The organism is Mesorhizobium sp. M9A.F.Ca.ET.002.03.1.2, from assembly GCF_003952365.1.
Lineage (GTDB): Bacteria > Pseudomonadota > Alphaproteobacteria > Rhizobiales > Rhizobiaceae > Mesorhizobium.
Genome location: NZ_CP034443.1, coordinates 794,042 through 812,468, shown reverse-complemented (window position 1 = coordinate 812,468; position 18,427 = coordinate 794,042). Strand labels below are relative to the sequence as shown.

At 63.5% G+C, this 18,427-nt stretch carries 17 protein-coding genes and 1 tRNA gene; 16 read left to right on the top strand and 2 right to left on the bottom strand.

Going from position 1 to position 18,427, the window contains the following annotated elements; all coding sequences use genetic code 11:
• Positions 1–70 precede the first annotated feature (70 nt).
• Both EJ066_RS04040 and EJ066_RS04035 read left to right on the top strand, forming a co-directional pair.
• The gene (locus tag EJ066_RS04040; protein ID WP_126035123.1) at positions 71–1,219 is read left to right on the top strand and encodes a Gfo/Idh/MocA family oxidoreductase; all 1,149 of its coding nucleotides are present in this window, start codon (positions 71–73) and stop codon (positions 1,217–1,219) included.
• A 14-nt stretch (positions 1,220–1,233) separates the two neighbouring features.
• Positions 1,234–2,211 carry an alpha/beta hydrolase gene (locus EJ066_RS04035; RefSeq protein WP_126035121.1) on the top strand — a complete coding sequence of 326 codons (978 nt, stop codon included), beginning with the start codon at positions 1,234–1,236 and terminating at the stop codon, positions 2,209–2,211.
• Here the strand turns inward: EJ066_RS04035 and EJ066_RS04030 are convergent.
• Positions 2,199–3,221 (bottom strand): LacI family DNA-binding transcriptional regulator, encoded by a 1,023-nt coding sequence (locus tag EJ066_RS04030; protein ID WP_126035119.1) that lies wholly within the window; start codon positions 3,219–3,221, stop codon positions 2,199–2,201. The two genes, EJ066_RS04035 and EJ066_RS04030, sit on opposite strands and share 13 nt — an antisense overlap.
• Before the next feature lie 245 nt (positions 3,222–3,466).
• On the opposite strand from EJ066_RS04030, the gene EJ066_RS04025 reads away from it, so the two are divergent.
• The 11 genes from EJ066_RS04025 (at position 3,467) to EJ066_RS03975 (ending at position 15,767) form a co-directional block, all read left to right on the top strand.
• Positions 3,467–4,414, top strand: a complete 948-nt coding sequence (locus tag EJ066_RS04025; RefSeq protein ID WP_126035118.1) for a sugar kinase — start codon at positions 3,467–3,469, stop codon at positions 4,412–4,414.
• Positions 4,411–5,697 carry a D-tagatose-bisphosphate aldolase, class II, non-catalytic subunit gene (locus EJ066_RS04020; protein ID WP_126035115.1) on the top strand — a complete coding sequence of 429 codons (1,287 nt, stop codon included), beginning with the start codon at positions 4,411–4,413 and terminating at the stop codon, positions 5,695–5,697. Before EJ066_RS04025 ends, EJ066_RS04020 begins: the two co-directional genes overlap by 4 nt.
• A 144-nt stretch (positions 5,698–5,841) precedes the next feature.
• On the top strand, positions 5,842–6,726 hold the full coding sequence (locus EJ066_RS04015; RefSeq protein ID WP_126043741.1) for a dihydrodipicolinate synthase family protein: 885 nt from the start codon (positions 5,842–5,844) through the stop codon (positions 6,724–6,726).
• A 24-nt stretch (positions 6,727–6,750) separates the two neighbouring features.
• Positions 6,751–7,410 (top strand): GntR family transcriptional regulator, encoded by a 660-nt coding sequence (locus tag EJ066_RS04010; RefSeq protein ID WP_126035113.1) that lies wholly within the window; start codon positions 6,751–6,753, stop codon positions 7,408–7,410.
• Between the two features lie 63 nt (positions 7,411–7,473).
• Positions 7,474–8,811, top strand: a complete 1,338-nt coding sequence (locus EJ066_RS04005) for a sugar ABC transporter substrate-binding protein (protein ID WP_126035111.1) — start codon at positions 7,474–7,476, stop codon at positions 8,809–8,811.
• Positions 8,811–9,782, top strand: a complete 972-nt coding sequence (locus EJ066_RS04000) for a sugar ABC transporter permease (RefSeq protein WP_126035109.1) — start codon at positions 8,811–8,813, stop codon at positions 9,780–9,782. Before EJ066_RS04005 ends, EJ066_RS04000 begins: the two co-directional genes overlap by 1 nt.
• On the top strand, positions 9,783–10,604 hold the full coding sequence (locus EJ066_RS03995; RefSeq protein WP_126035107.1) for a carbohydrate ABC transporter permease: 822 nt from the start codon (positions 9,783–9,785) through the stop codon (positions 10,602–10,604).
• Between the two features lie 41 nt (positions 10,605–10,645).
• Positions 10,646–11,704, top strand: a complete 1,059-nt coding sequence (gene ugpC / locus EJ066_RS03990; protein ID WP_126035105.1) for a sn-glycerol-3-phosphate ABC transporter ATP-binding protein UgpC — start codon at positions 10,646–10,648, stop codon at positions 11,702–11,704.
• A 538-nt stretch (positions 11,705–12,242) separates the two neighbouring features.
• On the top strand, positions 12,243–13,361 hold the full coding sequence (locus EJ066_RS03985) for a PspA/IM30 family protein (protein ID WP_126035103.1): 1,119 nt from the start codon (positions 12,243–12,245) through the stop codon (positions 13,359–13,361).
• Positions 13,362–13,366: 5 nt separating this feature from the next.
• Positions 13,367–13,984, top strand: coding sequence for an OB-fold-containig protein (locus tag EJ066_RS03980; RefSeq protein ID WP_126035101.1), 618 nt, complete (start codon positions 13,367–13,369; stop codon positions 13,982–13,984).
• Between the two features lie 58 nt (positions 13,985–14,042).
• The gene (locus EJ066_RS03975) at positions 14,043–15,767 is read left to right on the top strand and encodes a flotillin domain-containing protein (protein ID WP_126035099.1); all 1,725 of its coding nucleotides are present in this window, start codon (positions 14,043–14,045) and stop codon (positions 15,765–15,767) included.
• A gap of 236 nt (positions 15,768–16,003) precedes the next feature.
• Here EJ066_RS03975 and EJ066_RS03970 read toward each other — a convergent pair.
• Positions 16,004–16,080 (bottom strand) — tRNA-Arg (locus EJ066_RS03970).
• Positions 16,081–16,260: 180 nt separating this feature from the next.
• Between EJ066_RS03970 and EJ066_RS03965 the strand changes: the two genes are divergently transcribed.
• From EJ066_RS03965 to EJ066_RS03955, 3 genes are all read left to right on the top strand, one after another.
• Complete coding sequence (locus EJ066_RS03965) at positions 16,261–16,830, top strand: TetR/AcrR family transcriptional regulator (RefSeq protein ID WP_126035097.1); 570 nt, start codon at positions 16,261–16,263, stop codon at positions 16,828–16,830.
• Positions 16,831–16,916: 86 nt separating this feature from the next.
• Complete coding sequence (locus EJ066_RS03960; RefSeq protein WP_210211062.1) at positions 16,917–17,942, top strand: alpha/beta hydrolase; 1,026 nt, start codon at positions 16,917–16,919, stop codon at positions 17,940–17,942.
• Positions 17,943–18,027: 85 nt separating this feature from the next.
• Positions 18,028–18,327 (top strand): DUF768 domain-containing protein, encoded by a 300-nt coding sequence (locus tag EJ066_RS03955; RefSeq protein ID WP_126035095.1) that lies wholly within the window; start codon positions 18,028–18,030, stop codon positions 18,325–18,327.
• Positions 18,328–18,427 lie beyond the last annotated feature (100 nt).

The following is an 18,427-nucleotide window of genomic DNA, read 5'->3' as shown; positions in this document are numbered from 1 at the left end:
TTCGAATGTGATCCGTTGCTGGTGCAAGGGTTCAGCCAGGATGTTGCGGCGTTGGGAGGTGGAATAGAAAATGCAAGGGAAAACAGCGGCTAAGCTCGGCATCGGCGTTATCGGATGCGGCAACATCTCGATGACCTATTTGCGCAACGCGGCTCTGTTCGGAGAGGTGGAACTGCGCGCCTGCGCCGACATTTCGCCCGACATGGCGGTGCTGCGCGCCAGCGAATACGGCATCCGGGCGGTCAGCGTTGATGCGCTTCTGGCCGATCCAGAGATCGACCTCGTCCTCAACCTGACCATCCCGGCGGCGCATTTCGACATTTCGCTTTCAGCGCTTTCGGCGGGAAAGCACGTCTTCACCGAAAAGCCGCTGGCGACCTCGGCCAAGGACGGCCGGCGCCTCGTCGCAGAGGCTGCGGAGCGGGGACTGCTGCTCGGCTCGGCCCCGGATACGTTCCTCGGTGCCGCCGGACGGCGGGCGCGCCGCTTGATGGACGAGGGCGCTATCGGCCGCGCGGTGACCGGCACCGCCTTCATGATGGGACGCGGCATGGAGCATTGGCATCCCAATCCGCAATTCTACTATCAGCCCGGTGGTGGTCCGGTCTTCGACATGGGCCCCTACTACCTGACGATGCTGGCCAATTTGCTCGGGCCGGTGGCTCGCGTGATGGCGATGGCGACACGGGGCCAGGAAGAGCGGCTGATCACCGCCGAAGGTCCCTACAGGAACACCAGTTTCAAGGTCGGCACGCCGACCAATATCCTGTCGCTGCTGGAGTTCCGCTCGGGCGCCACCGTCACCTTCGGTGCCTCGTGGGACGTCTTCAGGCACTCCAACCACCCGATCGAGCTGCATGGGACCGAAGGCTCGCTCAGGCTGCCCGATCCGGACACGTTCGGCGGCACTGTCTCGCTTTCGGAACGTGGGGCCGAGTGGGCCGACTTCCCCAGTGAGGGCGAACTCTACGGCGCGCGCAATTGGCCCTTTGCCACACCCGACCGCGCCAACTACCGCATGCTCGGGGTCGCCGATCTTTCGCGCGCGCTGACGGCTGGAAGAAAGCCGCGTGCCTCCGGCGACCTTGCGCTTCATGTGCTGGAGATCATGGAGGCGATCCTCGCTTCGGGAGAGAGCCGCGAGTCCGTCGCCGTCAACGGGACGGTCGACCAGCCGCCGCTCCTCCAGGAGGACGAAGCGGCCAGCCTGCTTGCCTGATCGGAGGGCTTATGATGACGACATCACTTTCGCCCTTGCTCGACCCGGAAGCCCGGCATGTGCTCGACCTTGGCCGGGAAGCTGCAACCCCACCGTTCGAGGCCGGCACGCCAGAAGAGGCGCGCCGCGCCTATGAAGAAGACTTTCCGGCACTTCAGGGCGAGCGCGAGCCGATCGCTTCGCTGACCGAGCGCACCATCGCCGGCCCGGGCGGCCCGTTGACGCTCAGGATCTATCGCGGGCACGACGCGCCAGCGATCGATGCTCCCGCGCTGCTCTATTTGCATGGCGGCGGCTGGGTGATCGGCAATCTCGAGTCGCATGATGAGATCTGCCGATGGCTCGCCAACATGACGGCCTGCGTCGTCGTCTGTCCCGACTACCGGCTGGCGCCGGAGCACAAATTTCCGGCGGCGATCGAGGACTGCGTTGCTGTGCTTTCCTTCATGCAGGACGGTGAGAGCGATCTCGGGATCGACGCGAGGCGGATCGCCGTTGCCGGCGACAGCGCCGGCGGCAATCTTGCTACCGTCCTTTGCCTGCTTGCGCGCGGCGACAAGAGCCCGCCGACCGCGCAGCTTCTGTTCTATCCAAACACCGACGCCTCGCAGGCGGCGGACAGCTATCGCTGCTTTGCCGACGGCTATGGTCTGACATCGGCGACCATGGCCTGGTTTCGCGATCATTACGTCAGCGATGCCGGGGACATCGGCGACTGGCGCGTGTCGCCGCTCAAGGCCGAGAGCCTTGCTGGTGTAGCGCCGGCCTTTGTCGCGATTGCCGGTCATGACATTCTCGCCGACGAAGGCGAGGCTTATGCCAAGCGTCTGGTGGATGACGGCGTGCCGGTCGTGTTGCGGCGCTGGCCCGGCCAGATCCACGGCTTCGTTTCGATGGGACGCCATGGCCCGGCGGCGCGGCAAGCGGTCGGCGCGGCGGTTGCCGCATGGCGCGGCTTCGATCCTGCCTTTGGTGATGCTCAGGCCGATTGACGCATGACGAGCGTAGCGTCGAGATAGACCTTGGGGGCAACCGCTGCGTCGTCTTCGTCCAGCAAGGCCAGCAGCGTCTCGACGCTGCGGCCCGCCATCGAAGCGAAGTCCTGCGCCATGGTGGTGAGGGCAGGGCAGGTGTAGCGGCTCAACGGATGGTCGTCATGGGCCGCGACACGCAGGTCGCTATCGCCCTTGCGGCCGACCTTGCGGCCTCGCGAGTAGGCGGCCGCCATCACGCCGAAGGCGAGACGGTCGTTGGCGCACAGAATGGTCTTGCCCGGCAGGTCACCATTGCCGAGCATTTTTTCCATCTGCTCATAGCCAATCCGTTCGAAATCCCACGTATAATCTTCGGTGTTGCCGATGATGACAGGCTCATGGCCGAGCCGCTGCATGGTGGCGACATAGCTGTTCAGTCGTTCTGGCGAGTTGTGGTTGACGTGCGGGATGTCGAAATAGACCGGGGCGTCGCCGGACCGGCAGAGATAGTCGACGATGGTCGAGACGCTCTGGCTGTTGTTGTTGCCGACGAATGGCGTGCCGCCTTCGAGATAGGTGTCGAAATAGACGACTGGCATGACCTGCGTCAGCTTCTCCAGCGTTCGATGGTCCGAGCGCAGGCCGAGCGGCGCGATCATCGCGCCGGAGACTTTCAGTGAAAGAATGGTCCGCGTCGCTTCCACTTCGAGTTCGCGCGAGCCGTGCGAGGAGATCACGATCGGCCAGTAGCCCTCGTCGCGCAGCCTGAGTTCGATGCGGCTGACCATCTCGGAATAGAAGGGATCGGCGACCGTCGGCACCACGATGCCGATGCTGCGGGTCCGCTTGCGGTTCAGGTTGCGCGCAAAGAGATTGGGCTGGTAGTCGGACGAGCGCAGCGCCACCTCGATCCGCTGTCGTGTCGCCGGCTTGACGCTGGTCGGATCGTCGAAATATTTCGACAGTGTCGGCCTGGAGACGCCGCAAGAGCGGGCGAAATCCTCCATCGTCTTGTGCGTCATCGGCATTGAATCCCTCGCGCTAGTCCTTAGCGCTGCCCGGTCCCTACATACGGTGCGCCAGCGTGCGACTGCAAGGCGAAATTTTACAGACAATTTCAACAGTTTCCATGCGTAAATTTATTAATTGACGCGAAAAAGCACAAGCCGTATTCACTTCCAGTGGGCGAATTCGAAATTCGTATCACTCGGAAAGTGCTCGTGCGGTTCATCCGACGCGAGGCCGGGCGAAACGCCGGGAGGGATTGCGCAAGATGAAGAAGCTGGTCAGTGCCGGCGAGATTCTGGTCGAGATCATGGCCGAACGGATCGGTCAGAGTTTTCTTGAGCCTGGTCCGCTGCTTGGGCCTTATCCTTCCGGCGCGCCCGCCATCTTCATCGGCCAGGCGGCGGCGCTCGGCCAGCCGGCCGGCCTCATCGGCGCCGTCGGCGACGACGATTTCGGCAGGCTGAACATCGAGCGGCTGCGGGCGCTGGGCGCCGACGTGTCGGCGATCGCGGTTCACGAGGGCCATGCGACGGGCACGGCTTTCGTCACCTACCGGGCCGACGCCAGCCGGCACTTCGTCTTCAACATCCGCAACAGCGCCTCCGGCCTGATCGAGACCGACGCGGCGGCGACAACGCTGCTGGCCGGTGCCGATCACGTCCATGTCATGGGCTCGTCGCTGTTTTCCGACCGTGCCGTCGCGGTGGCGCTGTCGGCGATCGAGACTATCAAGGCCAAAGGAGGAACAGTTTCCTTCGATCCGAACATCCGCCGGGAGATCATGGCAGCGTCCGGCATGCGCGGGGCGCTCGATCGCGTGCTTTCGCGAGCCGACATCTTCCTGCCGAGTGGCGAGGAACTCTTCCTGTTCTCATCCGCGAAGGACGAGAAGGGCGCGATCGATGAATTGCTGGCCCGTGGCCTGTCCTGCATCGTCCTGAAGAAAGGCGCCGCCGGCGCCGTCTATCATGACCGCCACGGTGCGGTCGCCTCGCCCGGCTTTGCCGTCGACGAGGTCGATCCGACAGGCGCGGGTGATTGCTTCGGTGCTGCCTTCGTCTCGTTCTGGCTGCGCGGGGCGGCTCCCGTAGAGGCGCTGTGGATCGCCAATGCCTGCGGTGCGCTCGCCGTCACCCGCAAGGGGCCTATGGAAGGCATTTTCCCGCTTGCCGCGGTCGAGGCCTTCATCGCCACAGGGAAGACCGCGCAGTGAGTGCCGCGACGCGGAGGCTTGCAAACATTGCGGCCAGGCGCGCCGCAGGCGAGAGAAGCGGCATCACTTCGGTCTGCTCGGCGCATCCGCTGGTCATCGAGGCCGCCCTGCGTCACGGCGTGGCGCGGAACGCGGATGTGCTGATCGAAGCCACCTGCAATCAGGTGAACCACGAGGGCGGCTATACCGGGATGACGCCGGCAGGCTTCCGCGGCTTCGTCGAGGCGCGTGCGCAGAAAGTCGGCTTCCCCGTCGATCGCCTGATTTTTGGCGGCGACCATCTTGGACCCAATCCGTGGAAGCACATGGCGGCTACCGCCGCCATGAAGAACGCTGCGGCGATGATCGACGCCTATGCGAGCGCCGGCTTCACCAAGATGCATTTGGATACGAGCATGGCCTGCGCCGACGATCCTCCCGTGCTTGCCGACGAAACGATTGCCGCACGCGCGGCCGAACTTGCGGCTATTGCCGAGGCGGCAGTCGAGCGGGCAGGCGGCGAAAAACCCGTCTATGTCATAGGCACCGAAGTGCCGGTGCCGGGCGGCGCGCTGGAGGCGCTCGACCACCTGCATGTGACCGCGCCCGACGATGCTTCGCGCACCGTGGAGATACACGCCCGAGCGTTTTCCCGCGCCGGCCTCGACGACGCTTTTGCCCGTTCGGTCGGCGTCGTCGTCCAGCCCGGCGTCGAGTTCGGCAACACCGAGATCGTGCCCTATGCGCCGGCCAAGGCGACCGAACTGGTGGCTGTGCTCGACCGCATGCCGCAATTCGTTTTTGAAGCGCATTCGACCGACTACCAGTCGGCCGAAGCGCTTAACGCTCTCGTTCGCGACGGTTTTGCCATCCTTAAGGTCGGCCCCTGGCTGACCTTCGCACTTCGCGAAGCGCTGTATGGGCTCAGCCACATCGCCGATGTGCTCGCGCCGGACCCTTCGCGCGAAGGCCTGCCTGTCGCGATGGAGCGCATCATGCTGGCGTCGCCGGACAACTGGCAGAAATACTATCCGGGCACGCCGGACGAGCAGCGCGTGCAGCGGCATTTCTCCTTCAGCGACCGCATCCGCTACTACTGGCCGACGCCAGACGCGCAGCACGCAACACGCAAGCTGCTGAACGTGCTGGGCGACAAGGACATTCCCCGGCCTCTGATCAGCCAGCATCTGGGGCTGCTCGATGCCGATGTTGCGGCAGGCCGGGTCAGGCCCGTCGCGCACGACCTTCTGATCGGCAGCATCACCGGTGTTCTCGACATCTACGCGGACGCGACGGGGCAGTAGGGGTTGCGCTGCCGGAAGGACCGCACTCGCCCAAATCCGCCTTGCGTATGTCCGATGTGACGAAAAAGGGCGCCGCTTCGATTTACAACTAACATGTTAGCGTGATAGTACTGCGCGCAGATTGATATTTTGGAGAGCATGGCAGTGGCTTCGCGCTTTGGTCTTTCGGTTGCCCTCACCACGCCTTTTGATGCGTCCGGGCAAATCGCCATCTCTCCCATGGTTGCGCACGCCCAGGCTTGCCTTGGCGCCGGCTGCAGCAGCGCAACGCTCTTCGGCACCACCGGGGAAGGCGCCTCCGTGGGCACCCGAGAGCGGCGGATCGTCACCGAGGCCATGCTGGCCGCCGGCATTCCGGCACATCAGCTCGTCGCCGGCGTGCTGGTCGATGCGGCCGAAGACGCCGCCGAACAGGCGCGACACGCCTTGCAGTGCGGCGTCCGCAACATCCTGCTGGCTCCACCGAGCTACTTCAAGAATGTCGGCGAGGACGGGCTGTTCGGATGGTTTTCCGCCGTCTTCGCCGGGCTCGGCCCACTGGCTCGCGGCGTCCTCCTTTATAACATCCCTTCCGTCACCATGGTGCCGCTCCCGCTTGCCCTGATCGGCAGGCTGCGTGCGGCCTTCCCCGGCGTGGTCGCTGGTGTCAAGGATTCGGGGGGCGACTGGAGCTACAGCGAGGCGCTGCTAAGCGCTCATGGCGACCTGGTGATCCTGATCGGCGACGAGCGGCACCTGGCCAGAAGCGTGCGCCAGGGCGGGCAGGGCGCCATTTCCGGCATGGCCAATTTCGTCACCGGCGAAATCCGCGCCATGGCCGAGGACGGGCGCGACGATGCCCGCGTCGAGAGCTTCGTGCTCGAATTGCTCAAATATCCGGTCATCCCGGCGGTGAAGGTCATGGTGGCGCGCAAGACCGGCGACGAGGGCTGGCTGGCGGTCCGTCCGCCGCTGGAGCCGATCGCTTCGCAGGGGCGGCAACAGCTTGCTGCCGCCTATGATCGGCTGTTTGCGACAGAGCCGGCCTGACCGGCAAGGAAGAAGCGCGCTGAAATGGACGACAGCAGCGAACCGGCCACCCTCAGGGAAAAAGCTTATGCCAGCTTCACGCGGCATCTGCTGGCCCGCGATCTGCGGCCGGGACAGTTCGTGTCGCAGCGCGAACTGGTCGCCTTTACCGGGCTGCCGCTTGGCGCCATCCGCGAGATCGTGCCGCGCCTCGAGGCCGAGGGGCTTTTGACGACCATCCCGCAGCGCGGCATGCAGATCGCCCATATCGACATCAACCTGATCCGTGAGGCCTTCCAGTTTCGATTGTTCATGGAGCGCGAAGCGGTGGCGCTGTTCACCGTCAACGCTTCCGACTCCGAGCTCGCCCGCCTGCGGCGCGAACATGAGGACATGCTGGCTCAGGCGTTGTCGCAGGCGCCGACGCCGGAAATGGAGGCCAAGGCCCAGAACATCGACTGGGCTATGCACGACACCTTCATCGATGCGCTGGGCAACGAGATCATCGCCAAGGCCTATCTGGTCAATTCGGTAAAGATCCGCCTGATCCACCAGGAGCGTTTCCGCATCGACGGGCGCGTCGTGCCGGTGATGCACGAGCACCTGACAGTGATCGAAGCGCTTGAGAGCCGCGACCCGCAAAAGGCGGTCGAGGCGATCAGCCGGCATATCGACAATGCGCGCCGGTTGGCGCTCCAGATCTGAGGACGTATGGTTCGCGGCCGCCGCGATGCAAAGCACAACGACAGCAACCAAAGGGAGGAAGAAATGTCGTCCAATCCGTTCAAGCCAACAAGAAGGCAAGTCCTTGCAGGAACCACGGCGATCGCCGCCGCAGGCCTGGCGGGCCTTCGCCCGAGCTTTTCCGCCGGCGTCGACTGGAAGCGCTTTGCCGGCACGACTCTCGACGTCAATCTGGTGAAAAGCCCGCGCAGCGACACCATCATGCAATATCTCGCCGAGTTCGAGGAGCTGACCGGCATCAAGGTCAGTGCCGAAGCGACGCCGGAACAGCAGCAGCGGCAAAAGACGGTGATCGAGCTCAGCTCCGGCAAGCCGAGCTTCGATGTCGTGCATCTGAGCTACCACGTGCAGAAGCGCCAGTTCGAAAAGGGCGGCTGGCTGGCCGACATATCAGGCTATCTCGCCGACCCGACGCTCACCGATCCCGGGCTGGTCGAAAGCGATTTCGCCGAGGCCGGCATGCTTTTCGCCAAGGACGGCCAGGGCGTGCTGCGTTCGCTGCCTTTCTCGGTGGACTACTGGATCGTCTATTGGAACAAGGAGCTGTTCGAGGCCAAGGGCCTCAAATACCCTGAAACGTTCGAGCAATTGGTGGCCGCCGCTGAGGCGCTGACCGATCCGTCGACCAACACGTTCGGTTTTGTCGCCCGCGGCCTCAAGAATGCCAACACGCCGGTGTGGACATCGCTGATGCTCGGCTACGACATGACGCCGCTCGACGACCAGGGGAAGCTGCGCACCGAAACGCCCGAGGCGATCGAGGCCGCCGCTCTCTATCAGAGGCTGATGACCAAGTCCGCTCCTCCGGGCGTCACTGGCTTCAACTGGGCCGAAGCGCAGTCCGCCTTCCTGCAAGGCAAGATCGGAATGTGGTTCGATGGCGTCGGTTTTGCTCCGCCGATGGAAAATCCCGAGAAGTCGCGCGTGGTCGGCAAGGTCGGCTACGGCGTCATGCCCAAGGGGCCCAAGGCGCATGCCTCCGGGACGTTCGGCGACGGCCTCGGTGTGACCGCCTCCAGCGAAAAGAAGGAAGCTGCCTATCTCTTCTGTCAGTGGGCGGTGTCCCCGGCCATGGGCGCGCGCCTGCTTCAGGCCGGCGCCGGCGTACCCTTCCGCAAGTCGGTGCTGGAAGATCCCAAGGTGCGCGAAGGCGTCACCATGCCGGCAAGCTGGCTCGATGCCGTGGTTCAGTCCGGCAATATCAGCAGGCTGGCGCTGCCGGTGATCATCCCGGTCACCGAGTTCCGTGACGTCTACGGCGTGGCGTTGACCAACATGATTGCCGGCGCCGATCCCGCCGACGAGCTGAAGAAGGCGACCGCGCAGTTCCAGCCGGTTCTCGACAGGAGCGAGCAGGGCTGATGTCGGCCATCGCCCCAGAACGCACCGCGGATCGCACCGAGGTGACGACGGATCGCACCGGGGCGACGACGCAGGCCATCGAGGAGAGTCAGTCGGTCCGGCTGGCTCCCAACTACTGGCCCTTCGTCGTTCCGGCGCTCGTCGTCGTCGGCGCCGTGATCATCTTTCCCTGGGCGTTCACGCTCTGGATGAGTGTCAACCGTTGGACGCTCGGCCAGTCGCGAAGCTTCGCCGGGATGGAAAACTATCTCCGTTTGGCCAGCGACCCGCGATTCTGGGAATCCCTTGTTCATACATTGACCTACACCTCCCTGTCGGTGGCAGCGCCGATGCTCTTCGGCACTGTCGCCGCCCTGATCTTCGACGCCAGGTTTCCGCTGCGCGGCGTGCTGCGCGGCGTCTTCGTGATGCCGATGATGGCAACGCCCGTGGCCGTGGCGCTGGTCTGGACCATGATGTTCCATCCCCAGCTCGGCGTGCTCAACTACCTCTTGTCGCTGGTCGGCATCCCGGCGCAGGAATGGATATTCAACGCCAAAACGGTCATCCCTTCGCTGGTTGCGGTCGAGACCTGGCAGTGGACGCCGCTGGTGATGCTGATCGTGCTGGGCGGGCTGGCCTCGGTACCGCGCGAGCCGTTCGAGAGCGCGGAGATCGACGGGGCCAATGCCTGGCAGCAATTCCGCTACCTTACTCTGCCGATGATCGCGCCGTTCCTGATGATCGCGTTGATCATCCGCACCATCGATGCGCTGAAGAGCTTCGACATCATCTATGCGATGACCCAAGGCGGGCCGGGCACGGCGTCGGAAACCATCAACATCTATCTCTACAACACCGCCTTCTCCTACTACGACATCGGCTACGGCTCGGCCATGGCGGTGGTGTTCTTCATCGTTATCGTGGCGCTGTCCTTCATCCTCCTGATGCTGCGCCAGCGCTCGCTGTGGATCGACGCGGAGGGCAAATAGATGCGGTCACGTCTGCTCAACCAGATCGGCCTGTTTTTCGCGGCTCTGGTCATCGTCTCGCCGGCGATCCTGTTCTTCCTCTGGATGATCTCGCTTTCGCTGAAATTCGAGATCGACAACGGCGCCTATCCGCCGATCCTGATCCCCGAACGTTTCGCCTGGTCGAACTATGTAAAGGTGTTCGAAGAGAACAATTTCCTGCTCTATCTCTGGAATTCGGTTCTGGTGACCGGCACGGCGACGTTGCTGGCGCTGCTGATCGGCGTGCCGGCCGGCTACGGCATAGCCCGGCTCAAGGCCGAAAGGTCGGCGGTCGTCATCATGATCGCCCGCATGACGCCGGGGCTATCCTATCTCATCCCGCTGTTTTTGCTGTTCCAATGGATCGGGATTCTCGGCACGCTCTGGCCGCAGATCATCATCCATCTGGTGGTGACGGTGCCGATCGTGGTCTGGGTGATGATCGGCTATTTCGAGACCACGCCGATGGAGCTGGAAGAGGCGGCCAACATCGACGGCGCCAGCTCCTGGCAGGTGTTCCGGCTGGTCGCCCTGCCCATCGCCAGGCCGGGCATCGTTGTCGCCTTCATCCTGTCCGTTATCTTTTCGTGGAACAATTTCGTCTTCGGCGTGGTGCTCGCCAGCCGCGAGACGCGCACGCTGCCGGTCGCCGTCTACAACATGCTCTCCTACGAGCAGGTGAGCTGGGGGCCGCTCGCTGCCGCGGCGCTGGTGGTGACGCTGCCGGTGCTGGTCCTGACCATGTTCGCGCAAAAGCAGATCGTCGCGGGATTGACCGCCGGCGCGGTCAAGGGCGGCTGAAGCCGCAGTCTAGCTGGAACCCTTTCTCCCGGAGAAATCCAATGGCATCGGTAACAATCAACAACGTGCAGAAGGCTTTCGGAGCCACCAAGATCATTCACGACGTCAGCGTCGATATCGCCGACGGCGAGTTCGTCATCCTGGTCGGCCCGTCGGGATGCGGAAAATCGACGCTGCTGCGCATGATCGCGGGACTCGAAACGATCTCGGGCGGGAAGATCGCCATCGGCGAACGTATGGTCAACAATCTGCGGGCGCGGGATCGAAACATCGCCATGGTGTTCCAGAACTACGCGCTCTATCCGCACATGACGGTGGCCGACAATATGGGCTTTGCCCTGAAGATCAAGAAAGCCGATCCAGCCGATACCGCGGGCCGCGTCAGGAATGCCGCCAGCATCCTTGGCCTGGAAAAGCTGCTTGAGCGCTATCCGCGTCAGCTCTCCGGCGGGCAGCGCCAGCGCGTCGCCATGGGCCGCGCCATCGTGCGCGACCCGCAGGTCTTCCTGTTCGACGAGCCGCTTTCCAATCTCGACGCCAAGCTGCGCGTCCAGATGCGCGGCGAGATCAAGGCGCTGCACCAGCGGCTGGGCACCACCACCATCTACGTCACGCATGACCAGATCGAGGCCATGACCATGGCCGACAAGATCGTCGTGCTGCATGACGGCCTAGTCGAGCAGATCGGCGCGCCGCTCGACCTCTACGATCATCCGGCCAACCTGTTCGTTGCCGGCTTCATCGGCTCGCCCGCCATGAATTTCATTGCCGGCCGCATCGAGGAAGGCGTGTTCCGCAGCGCCGGTGGGCTGATCCTGCCGCTGCCGGAAGGCACCCGCCCGGCTGACGCTGCAGGACGCGAACTTGTCTACGGCATCCGCCCCGAACATATCCGCGCAACTGCCCAGGGCTTGCCCGGCACGGTCACACTCCTGGAAGCCACAGGTTCGGAAATCTTCGCCAAGGTCGACTGCGCCGGCGAGGAAATTTCCTGCCTTTTCCGGGAGCGGTTGCCGCTCAGGCAGGGCGCCCAGGTGCGGATCGAGATCGATCGCGCCTGCGCCCATTTGTTCGACGCGAAAACCGGCCGGCGTATCTGATCGGGCGCGGCCGCAACCGCGCAAGAGCGGTTGCAAGGTCCCTCACGCGCTACAATGACCGTGGCCTGGAAGAACTGGCGAGCCGGTTCGCGCCGACCCTGTCGCCATTGCCTAGCGCGCAGCCAGCGCCAGGAGGTCGGCGCCTGGGGCATCAGGACATGCAAGACGGTAAGTTCATGCGCCTGCCACGAAGGATACTTCTCCTATGCGCACGCCTCCACCGATATTGCCCCGTCGGCCATTTCCGCCCGCGGCTTTGCGGCGTGTACTGATGAAGTGGACCACGGCAATGGGGGCACCAAAGACGGAACATTGACTGCCGGCGGCACTGCGCGCTGGTCGGCCGATCGGCTCCACACGTCGTATGGTTGCATTTCGGCCAGCTGCTGCGGCCTTATCGCCAACCAATCTTCAATCGCGCAATTTTCGGGTCATCTCCACGCCCAATTAACCCCTCCAATAGCTCAATCACCATTTTGGTGATTTACCCTTGAATTCTCTGCAATCACTATTTAAGTGATTAGGTAGGAGGAACAAAATGAAGAAAGCGCGTTACAAGCTGATCCTGGACCAAGCCGGCGAGCGCGACGTCGAGGCGACATTCGCCGCCTATGCCGCCATGCACGACGTTCTGGATCGCACTGGCTCGGCCCACCGCACCAATACTTTCGAACTGCAGAAACTCGCCTATGAGGCGATCCGGGCGGAGACTGGCCTGCCGGCGCGGCTCGTCACCAACGGCATCCGTGAATACGCCTCCGGCGCCTGGTCGTTCGACCGTCTGCCACTCGACGATAAGCTCATGTCCTTCAAAGGGGTCGACAAGGTGTCGATTTCCACCGTCGAGGGGCGGGTGATCGCCGGCTTTCTGGCCACCGGCTATTCCGACAGCCAAGAGAAGGCGCAACTGTCCCATCTCGTGCGCGAGAGCGGATACTATTCACTCACCGTTCCGCTTTCGGCGGACATGCAACATAGGGAGATCGAAGCGATGCAGACCGAATCCATTTCTGGGCGCGTTTCGCGCCTTGCCGCTGGCCTGGTCACGACCGTGATCGACGGTCTGGAGAAGAAGGCTCCCGAGGCGGTGGCCGAGCAGGCGATCCGCGAGATCGACAAGGCCGCCGACGAGTTGAAGTCCAACCTTGCCGCGCTGATCGCCGAGCGCAAGCGCTACACGCTGCAAAAGGGCGACCTCACCGCCGAGCGCGAGGGCCTGGATCAGAACATTCGCATCGCGCTGCAAGACGGCCGCGAGGATCTCGCCCGCGCCGGCATCGGCCGACAGGACGACATCGACGCGCAGGTTACCTCCATCGACAAGTTGATCTACGACGTGGATGTACGCATCGATGAAGCGCGTGGGGCCTTGAATGCAGCGAGCGCAGCGCGTCGCGACGCTGAGGAGCGGGTGAAGATCGCGCGGCGCGCCCGCGAGGCGCAGGCGCCCGGCGCGACCGCCGCCACGGGTCGCTTTCGCAAGCCGGCGCCGGAAGATCGCATAGCGGCGGCCCTGTCCAGCGTGGCGCGGCTGACCGACCTGCCCGCCGGCACGGCGCGCGACAATGATCTGGCCGAGCTCGAAGAATTTGGCCGCCAGCGGCGGATTGACGACCGGCTGGCCGCGCTTCGCAGTGAACTCAAGGGCGAGAAGTAACGCCGATGGCAGACCTCCTCAACGCACCTGCGCTCTATCTCTACCCGTTGCTGGCGGGGCTGTTGCTGGGCATCCTGCAAATCGTCCTGTACTTCGTCGGGGCCGGTAATTTCGACCATGGCGGCGGTGAGGGCGCCTTCGATCACTTTCTTGACGCTACGCATCTCGGCGAATTGTTCGACTGGCTGAACTTCGGTCGCGTTCCCTTCTCGATCCTGATGATGTTGCTTTCGGTGACCTTCGGAATGGTCGGGATCATGCTGTGGCAAATCTTCCCCGTTTTGCCGGTGTGGAGCTTCGCCATCGGCGCGGTGCCTGCGGCGGTGATGGTGACCAAAATCACCGCCGGCTGGATCGCGCATCTGCTGCCGCAGGACGAAACCTATGTGGTCAACCATGATCGCCTGGTCGGGCGGCGCGGCATAGTTTCGCTCGGGCCGCTGGACGACGGCCCGCCCGGCTCGATTCGGGTGCGCGACGAATATGGCGAATTGCACACGCTGCGGGCGCGTCCTGCCGATGCGGGAATGAAAATCGAGAAAGGCGCAGAGGTCGTCGTGGTGGAAGCCGCCGAGGGACCAGGTCGCGTCTGGCTCGTCATGCCGTTCGAGGAGGGCGAGTAGTCAGAGAGGACTCTGAGCAGGGCGGAATCTCAACCTCTTTCAAAACTTGGGGCATATTATGGACAATATCGTACAATTTCTGATCTGGGCCGGCATCGTCATCTTCGTGCTGGCGGTTATCGGCTTTGTGCTCGGACGGCTCTACCAGCGCGCCGAACGCGACGAAGCCTTTGTGCGCACCGGCGTTGGCGGCCGCAGGGTGGTCAAGGATGGCGGCGCGCTGATCCTGCCCATCGTGCACGCGCTGGCCAAGGTGAAGCTGAATACCGTCAAGCTGGTGGTCGACCGCCGCCGCGAAGACGCCTTCATCACCTCCGACCGCATGCGCGTTGACATCCGCGCTGAGTTCTATGTGCGCGTTGACGGTACGGATGACGGCATCGGCTTAGCTGCACAGACGCTGGGCGACCGCGTCAACGACCCGAAGGCGATCCAAGATCTGGTGGAAGCCAAGCTGGTCGACGCGCTGCGCTCGGTCGCCGCCCGTAACACGCTGGACCAGTTGCACGAAAACCGCTCCGACTTCGTGAAGGCGGTGCAGGACGCGGTGGAGACCGACCTGCGCTCCAACGGCCTTGAACTGGAATCGGTGTCGCTCACCGGCCTCGACCAGACTCCGCGGGAGTTTTTCAACGAAACCAACGCCTTCGACGCTGTCGGCTTGGCGAAGCTGACGACCATTACCGAGCAGCGCCGTAAGGAGCGCAACGAGGTTACGCGAAAGACCGAAGTCGCCATCGCCGAGCAGGACCTGAACGCGTCGCGCGAAAAGTTCGCGCTGAAGCGGCAGGAGGAAGAGGCGCGTCTTGAGCAGGAGCGCGACGTCGTCTCCAAGCAGGCTGCGACCCGCTCCGAAATGGCCAAGGCCGAGGAAGCCGCCAAGCTGGCCGAACAGGCGGCGCAGATTGCCCGCGAACGCGAGATCGCCGAACATGCGGCGGAAGCGCAGCGCGCAAAGGAGGAAGCTCGCATCAATTCCGAGCGCGAGGTCGAGCTGTCCCGCCAGAACATGGCGGTGGCCATCGCCAAGAAGAGCCAGGAAACCAGCCAGGCAGAAGCCAAGGCCCGCGAGGCCGAGGCGCTGACGGTTGCGGCGGAGGAAAAGGTGCAGACGGCGCGCGAACGCGAAATCGCCGACCGCGCTCGCCAGATCGCCGTTCTTCAGGCGCAGGAAGCCGCTGAATCGGAAGCCGTCTCGGTCACCGTCGGCGCCAGCGCGGAAAGGGCGGCGGCGGAAGACCGTGCCCAGGCTGTGCTGGTGGAAGCCCGCGCTGAGGCGGAGGCGATGAAGGTGCGCGCCAATGGCGTGGTTGCGGAAGGCGAGGCGCAGGCCGCGACCATCCGCGCCACCAACGAGGCGCGCAACCTGCTTTCCGACCGTCTGATCCAGCTTGAGCTGACGCAGGCGCGCATCACCATGCTGCCGGAGTCGCTGAAGGCGCTGATGGAGCCCGCGAGCCGCATCGACTCGATCCGTGTGTTCGACACGGCTGGCTTTTCGGGCGGACGGTCAAGCGGAGAAGGCGAACGCTCCGGCCCTGGCGACCTCGCCGACCAACTGCTGAAGTTCACCGGCAACAAGCCGCTGATCGACGCGCTGCTGAAGGAGGCCGGAATCGCCGGTGCCGGCGGCACGCTGAAGGATCTCGTCGCAGCGCGGCCGGAGGCTCAGAAATCGAAAGCTGAAGACGATCAGGCGGAGGTGTTTGACGATCCAGACGGCGAGGACGACGGGTTGGTCGCCACCCCTCCAGCGCCAGCGGCGGAGGCGCCAAAGGCCTGAATTGCCTGAACGGAACCAGTAGTCGGGCGCGCATTGCTTCGCGCCCGATCTGTTTGGCGCCCGGTTTTTTGGCCGCCGATGAGGAGGGCTTCGCTCGGTCGAAGACGCCGGCACGGGCACCGGATCTGAGGCGTTTGTCTCCTTGGGGATGTGTGCCGAAACACCATAACGCATGAACAACGCGTAGCAGTTTCCAAAAAAGTACGGCAGCACTTTCCTAAGTAATTGAAAAAGCATGGTGATCCCGACAGGAATCGAACCTGTGACCTACAGATTAGGAATCTGCCGCTCTATCCTACTGAGCTACGGGACCACGCTGCCCGACACATAACCGCTTCGGATCGTTTCGCCAAGAGGCCGCGGGCGATGATGATCCGTTTGATGCCGGCGCCGCATGTCCACCTCGGCGACTTGCCAATGATCTCTGCAAGGCTAGTTGACTCCAGTTATAAAATGCTCATTCTAGAATGAGCATTTTATAACGAGCCGCCAGATGACCAGACCACGATTGTTTGACGAAGCCACTGTGCTGCAAGACGCGATGGGCGCGTTTCGGCGAGCCGGTTTCGCGGGTGCTTCGATCAAGGATCTGGCCGATGCCACGGGCCTGACATCGGGCTCGATCTACAATGCCTTTGGCGACAAGGAAGGGCTCTATCGGGCGGCTTTCAGCCACTATATCGACGCCGTCATCCGCCACCGGATTGAGACCTATGTCGGTGAGGCAGGCGATCTGGATGGCTTGGAACAGTTGTTCCTGTCATTGCTGCGGGCCCCAGAATGCGACGAGCATGGCTGTCTATTGACGAATGCCGCCGTCGAGTTCGGCGCTCGGCCGTCGGTCGCCTCGGAAGGCCTGGCGCAGGGCTTCGCCGTGCTCGAAGCCGCCATCAGGGGGGGCATCGAGCGCCAGATCGGGGGCGGGCAGGTCGAGCTTCTGGTCGTCAGGCTTCTGCTTCTCTACCAGGGCATCCTTGTCCTGATCCGCGCCGGCCGCAACGTCTCTGCCTGCCAGGCAGTCATTCGATCGGAATTCGAGCAGCTACGGAAACTTCTGCCATGATCAATCTTTCCCGCAGGGCGGTGCTGTTCGGCACCGCCGCCAGTCTCGTTGCGCCTTCTATGCCGGCTTTCGGCGCGGCGCCGGCTATGCCGCCGGTCCGATACGTTCGCACCAACGGCATCGATATGGCCGTTTATGAAGCCGGCAAGGGACCGGCGATGGTCTTGCTGCACGGCTTTCCCGAGCTCGCTTTTTCCTGGCGCCACCAAATCGCGCCGCTGGCCGCCGCCGGCTACCGCGTCATCGTTCCCGACCAGCGCGGCTATGGTCTGACCGAGCGGCCGTCGAAGGTCGAGGATTACGACATGGTGCATCTGACGGGTGACCTCATCGGTCTCCTCGATGCGCTCGGCGTCGAAAAGGCCGTGTTCGCGGGCCATGACTGGGGCGGTCTGATCGCGTGGCAAATGCCGCTTTTCCACCAAAACCGGGTCGCCGGCGTCATCGGCCTCAACACGCCGTTCATTCCCCACGAGATGCTGTGGCTGCAACCGAGCCTTGTCAATGGCCTGACGGCCCCCGGCAAGCCGTTCGTGGCCGACGCGACCAAAGACCCGATCACCCAGATGCGCGAAGTCTACAGCCCCGACATGTATGTGCTGATGTTCGAGGACGGCGATCTCGCCGACCGACTGATGGCGCGTGACGTGGCGCGGGTGTTCAGGGATAATATGCGCAAGGGCGTCATTACCGCCGCGCAATATGCCAGGCTGCCGCCGCAGGCCCGGCAGATGGCCTTTATCAAGGCGCTCGAGCAGCCGGAACCGAAGACGCTGCCCGGCTCTTCGATCCTGACGTCGGACGAGCTTGCATTCTATGTCGACAGCTTCGGGCGCACCGGTTTCACGCCAGGCATCAACTGGTATCGCAACTTGTCGCGCAACTGGAAAGCCGGCTTGAACGTCGACCAGACGATAAAGGTGCCGTCGCTGATGATCGGTGCCGAGGACGATGTCGTGCTGGCCCCGGCGCTGATGGATGGAATGGACGTTCACATAGCCGATCTTGAAAAACATGTGATCACTGGTTGCGGGCATTGGTCGCAACAAGAGAAGCCGGAGGAGGTCACCGCGCTCATGGCCGATTGGCTGAAGCGGCGCTTTCCCGCGTAGCCGATATGCGAGAGGCGCAAAGATAGAATGGGAGAGCGGAACTTCGGACCAGCGCCGCGCTTTAGTGTGCCGAAGGAGATACCGCATGAGCGCCACGAAAGAGTTCTTTGAAAGCTGGCTCCAGGAGAACGTCGGCGAGCTGCCCGCTGAAAGCGAAGTGAGCGTGGCCGTCCTGGCTCAGCAATTCGAGCAAGATGCCGATGCGGCCGGCTATGGTCGCGAGGTACGCGAAGATGAGATCGGCAACATTGAAGAGGCCATTGCGGAAGCCCTGAGCAAGGCGAGGGCAGGCGAAAGGCCGCAAGCTGCCGTTACGGCCGAAGAGGGTGATCCGGCGCCCGTCATGGAGGCGCTGGAGGTCGACGACTCGAAGAGCGGGCCGTAGCGATCGGCGAACATCGACCGATTAGCCGGATAGCTTGCTTGGAGGTCGCCTCGAACCGCTGCGTACCCTCGGGTCTGCCTGAGGGCACGCTTTGGGGCGA

Coding starts and splice junctions, on each gene's coding strand:
- EJ066_RS03955 (WP_126035095.1), top strand. CDS start 18,028: ATGAGCGCCACGAAAGAGTTCTTTGAAAGCTGGCTCCAGGAGAACGTC.
- EJ066_RS03980 (WP_126035101.1), top strand. CDS start 13,367: ATGGCAGACCTCCTCAACGCACCTGCGCTCTATCTCTACCCGTTGCTG.
- EJ066_RS04010 (WP_126035113.1), top strand. CDS start 6,751: ATGGACGACAGCAGCGAACCGGCCACCCTCAGGGAAAAAGCTTATGCC.
- EJ066_RS03985 (WP_126035103.1), top strand. CDS start 12,243: ATGAAGAAAGCGCGTTACAAGCTGATCCTGGACCAAGCCGGCGAGCGC.
- EJ066_RS03975 (WP_126035099.1), top strand. CDS start 14,043: ATGGACAATATCGTACAATTTCTGATCTGGGCCGGCATCGTCATCTTC.
- EJ066_RS03960 (WP_210211062.1), top strand. CDS start 16,917: ATGCCGCCGGTCCGATACGTTCGCACCAACGGCATCGATATGGCCGTT.
- EJ066_RS04030 (WP_126035119.1), bottom strand. CDS start 3,221: ATGCCGATGACGCACAAGACGATGGAGGATTTCGCCCGCTCTTGCGGC.
- EJ066_RS03995 (WP_126035107.1), top strand. CDS start 9,783: ATGCGGTCACGTCTGCTCAACCAGATCGGCCTGTTTTTCGCGGCTCTG.
- EJ066_RS04000 (WP_126035109.1), top strand. CDS start 8,811: ATGTCGGCCATCGCCCCAGAACGCACCGCGGATCGCACCGAGGTGACG.
- EJ066_RS04040 (WP_126035123.1), top strand. CDS start 71: ATGCAAGGGAAAACAGCGGCTAAGCTCGGCATCGGCGTTATCGGATGC.
- ugpC (WP_126035105.1), top strand. CDS start 10,646: ATGGCATCGGTAACAATCAACAACGTGCAGAAGGCTTTCGGAGCCACC.
- EJ066_RS04005 (WP_126035111.1), top strand. CDS start 7,474: ATGTCGTCCAATCCGTTCAAGCCAACAAGAAGGCAAGTCCTTGCAGGA.
- EJ066_RS04035 (WP_126035121.1), top strand. CDS start 1,234: ATGACGACATCACTTTCGCCCTTGCTCGACCCGGAAGCCCGGCATGTG.
- EJ066_RS04025 (WP_126035118.1), top strand. CDS start 3,467: ATGAAGAAGCTGGTCAGTGCCGGCGAGATTCTGGTCGAGATCATGGCC.
- EJ066_RS03965 (WP_126035097.1), top strand. CDS start 16,261: ATGACCAGACCACGATTGTTTGACGAAGCCACTGTGCTGCAAGACGCG.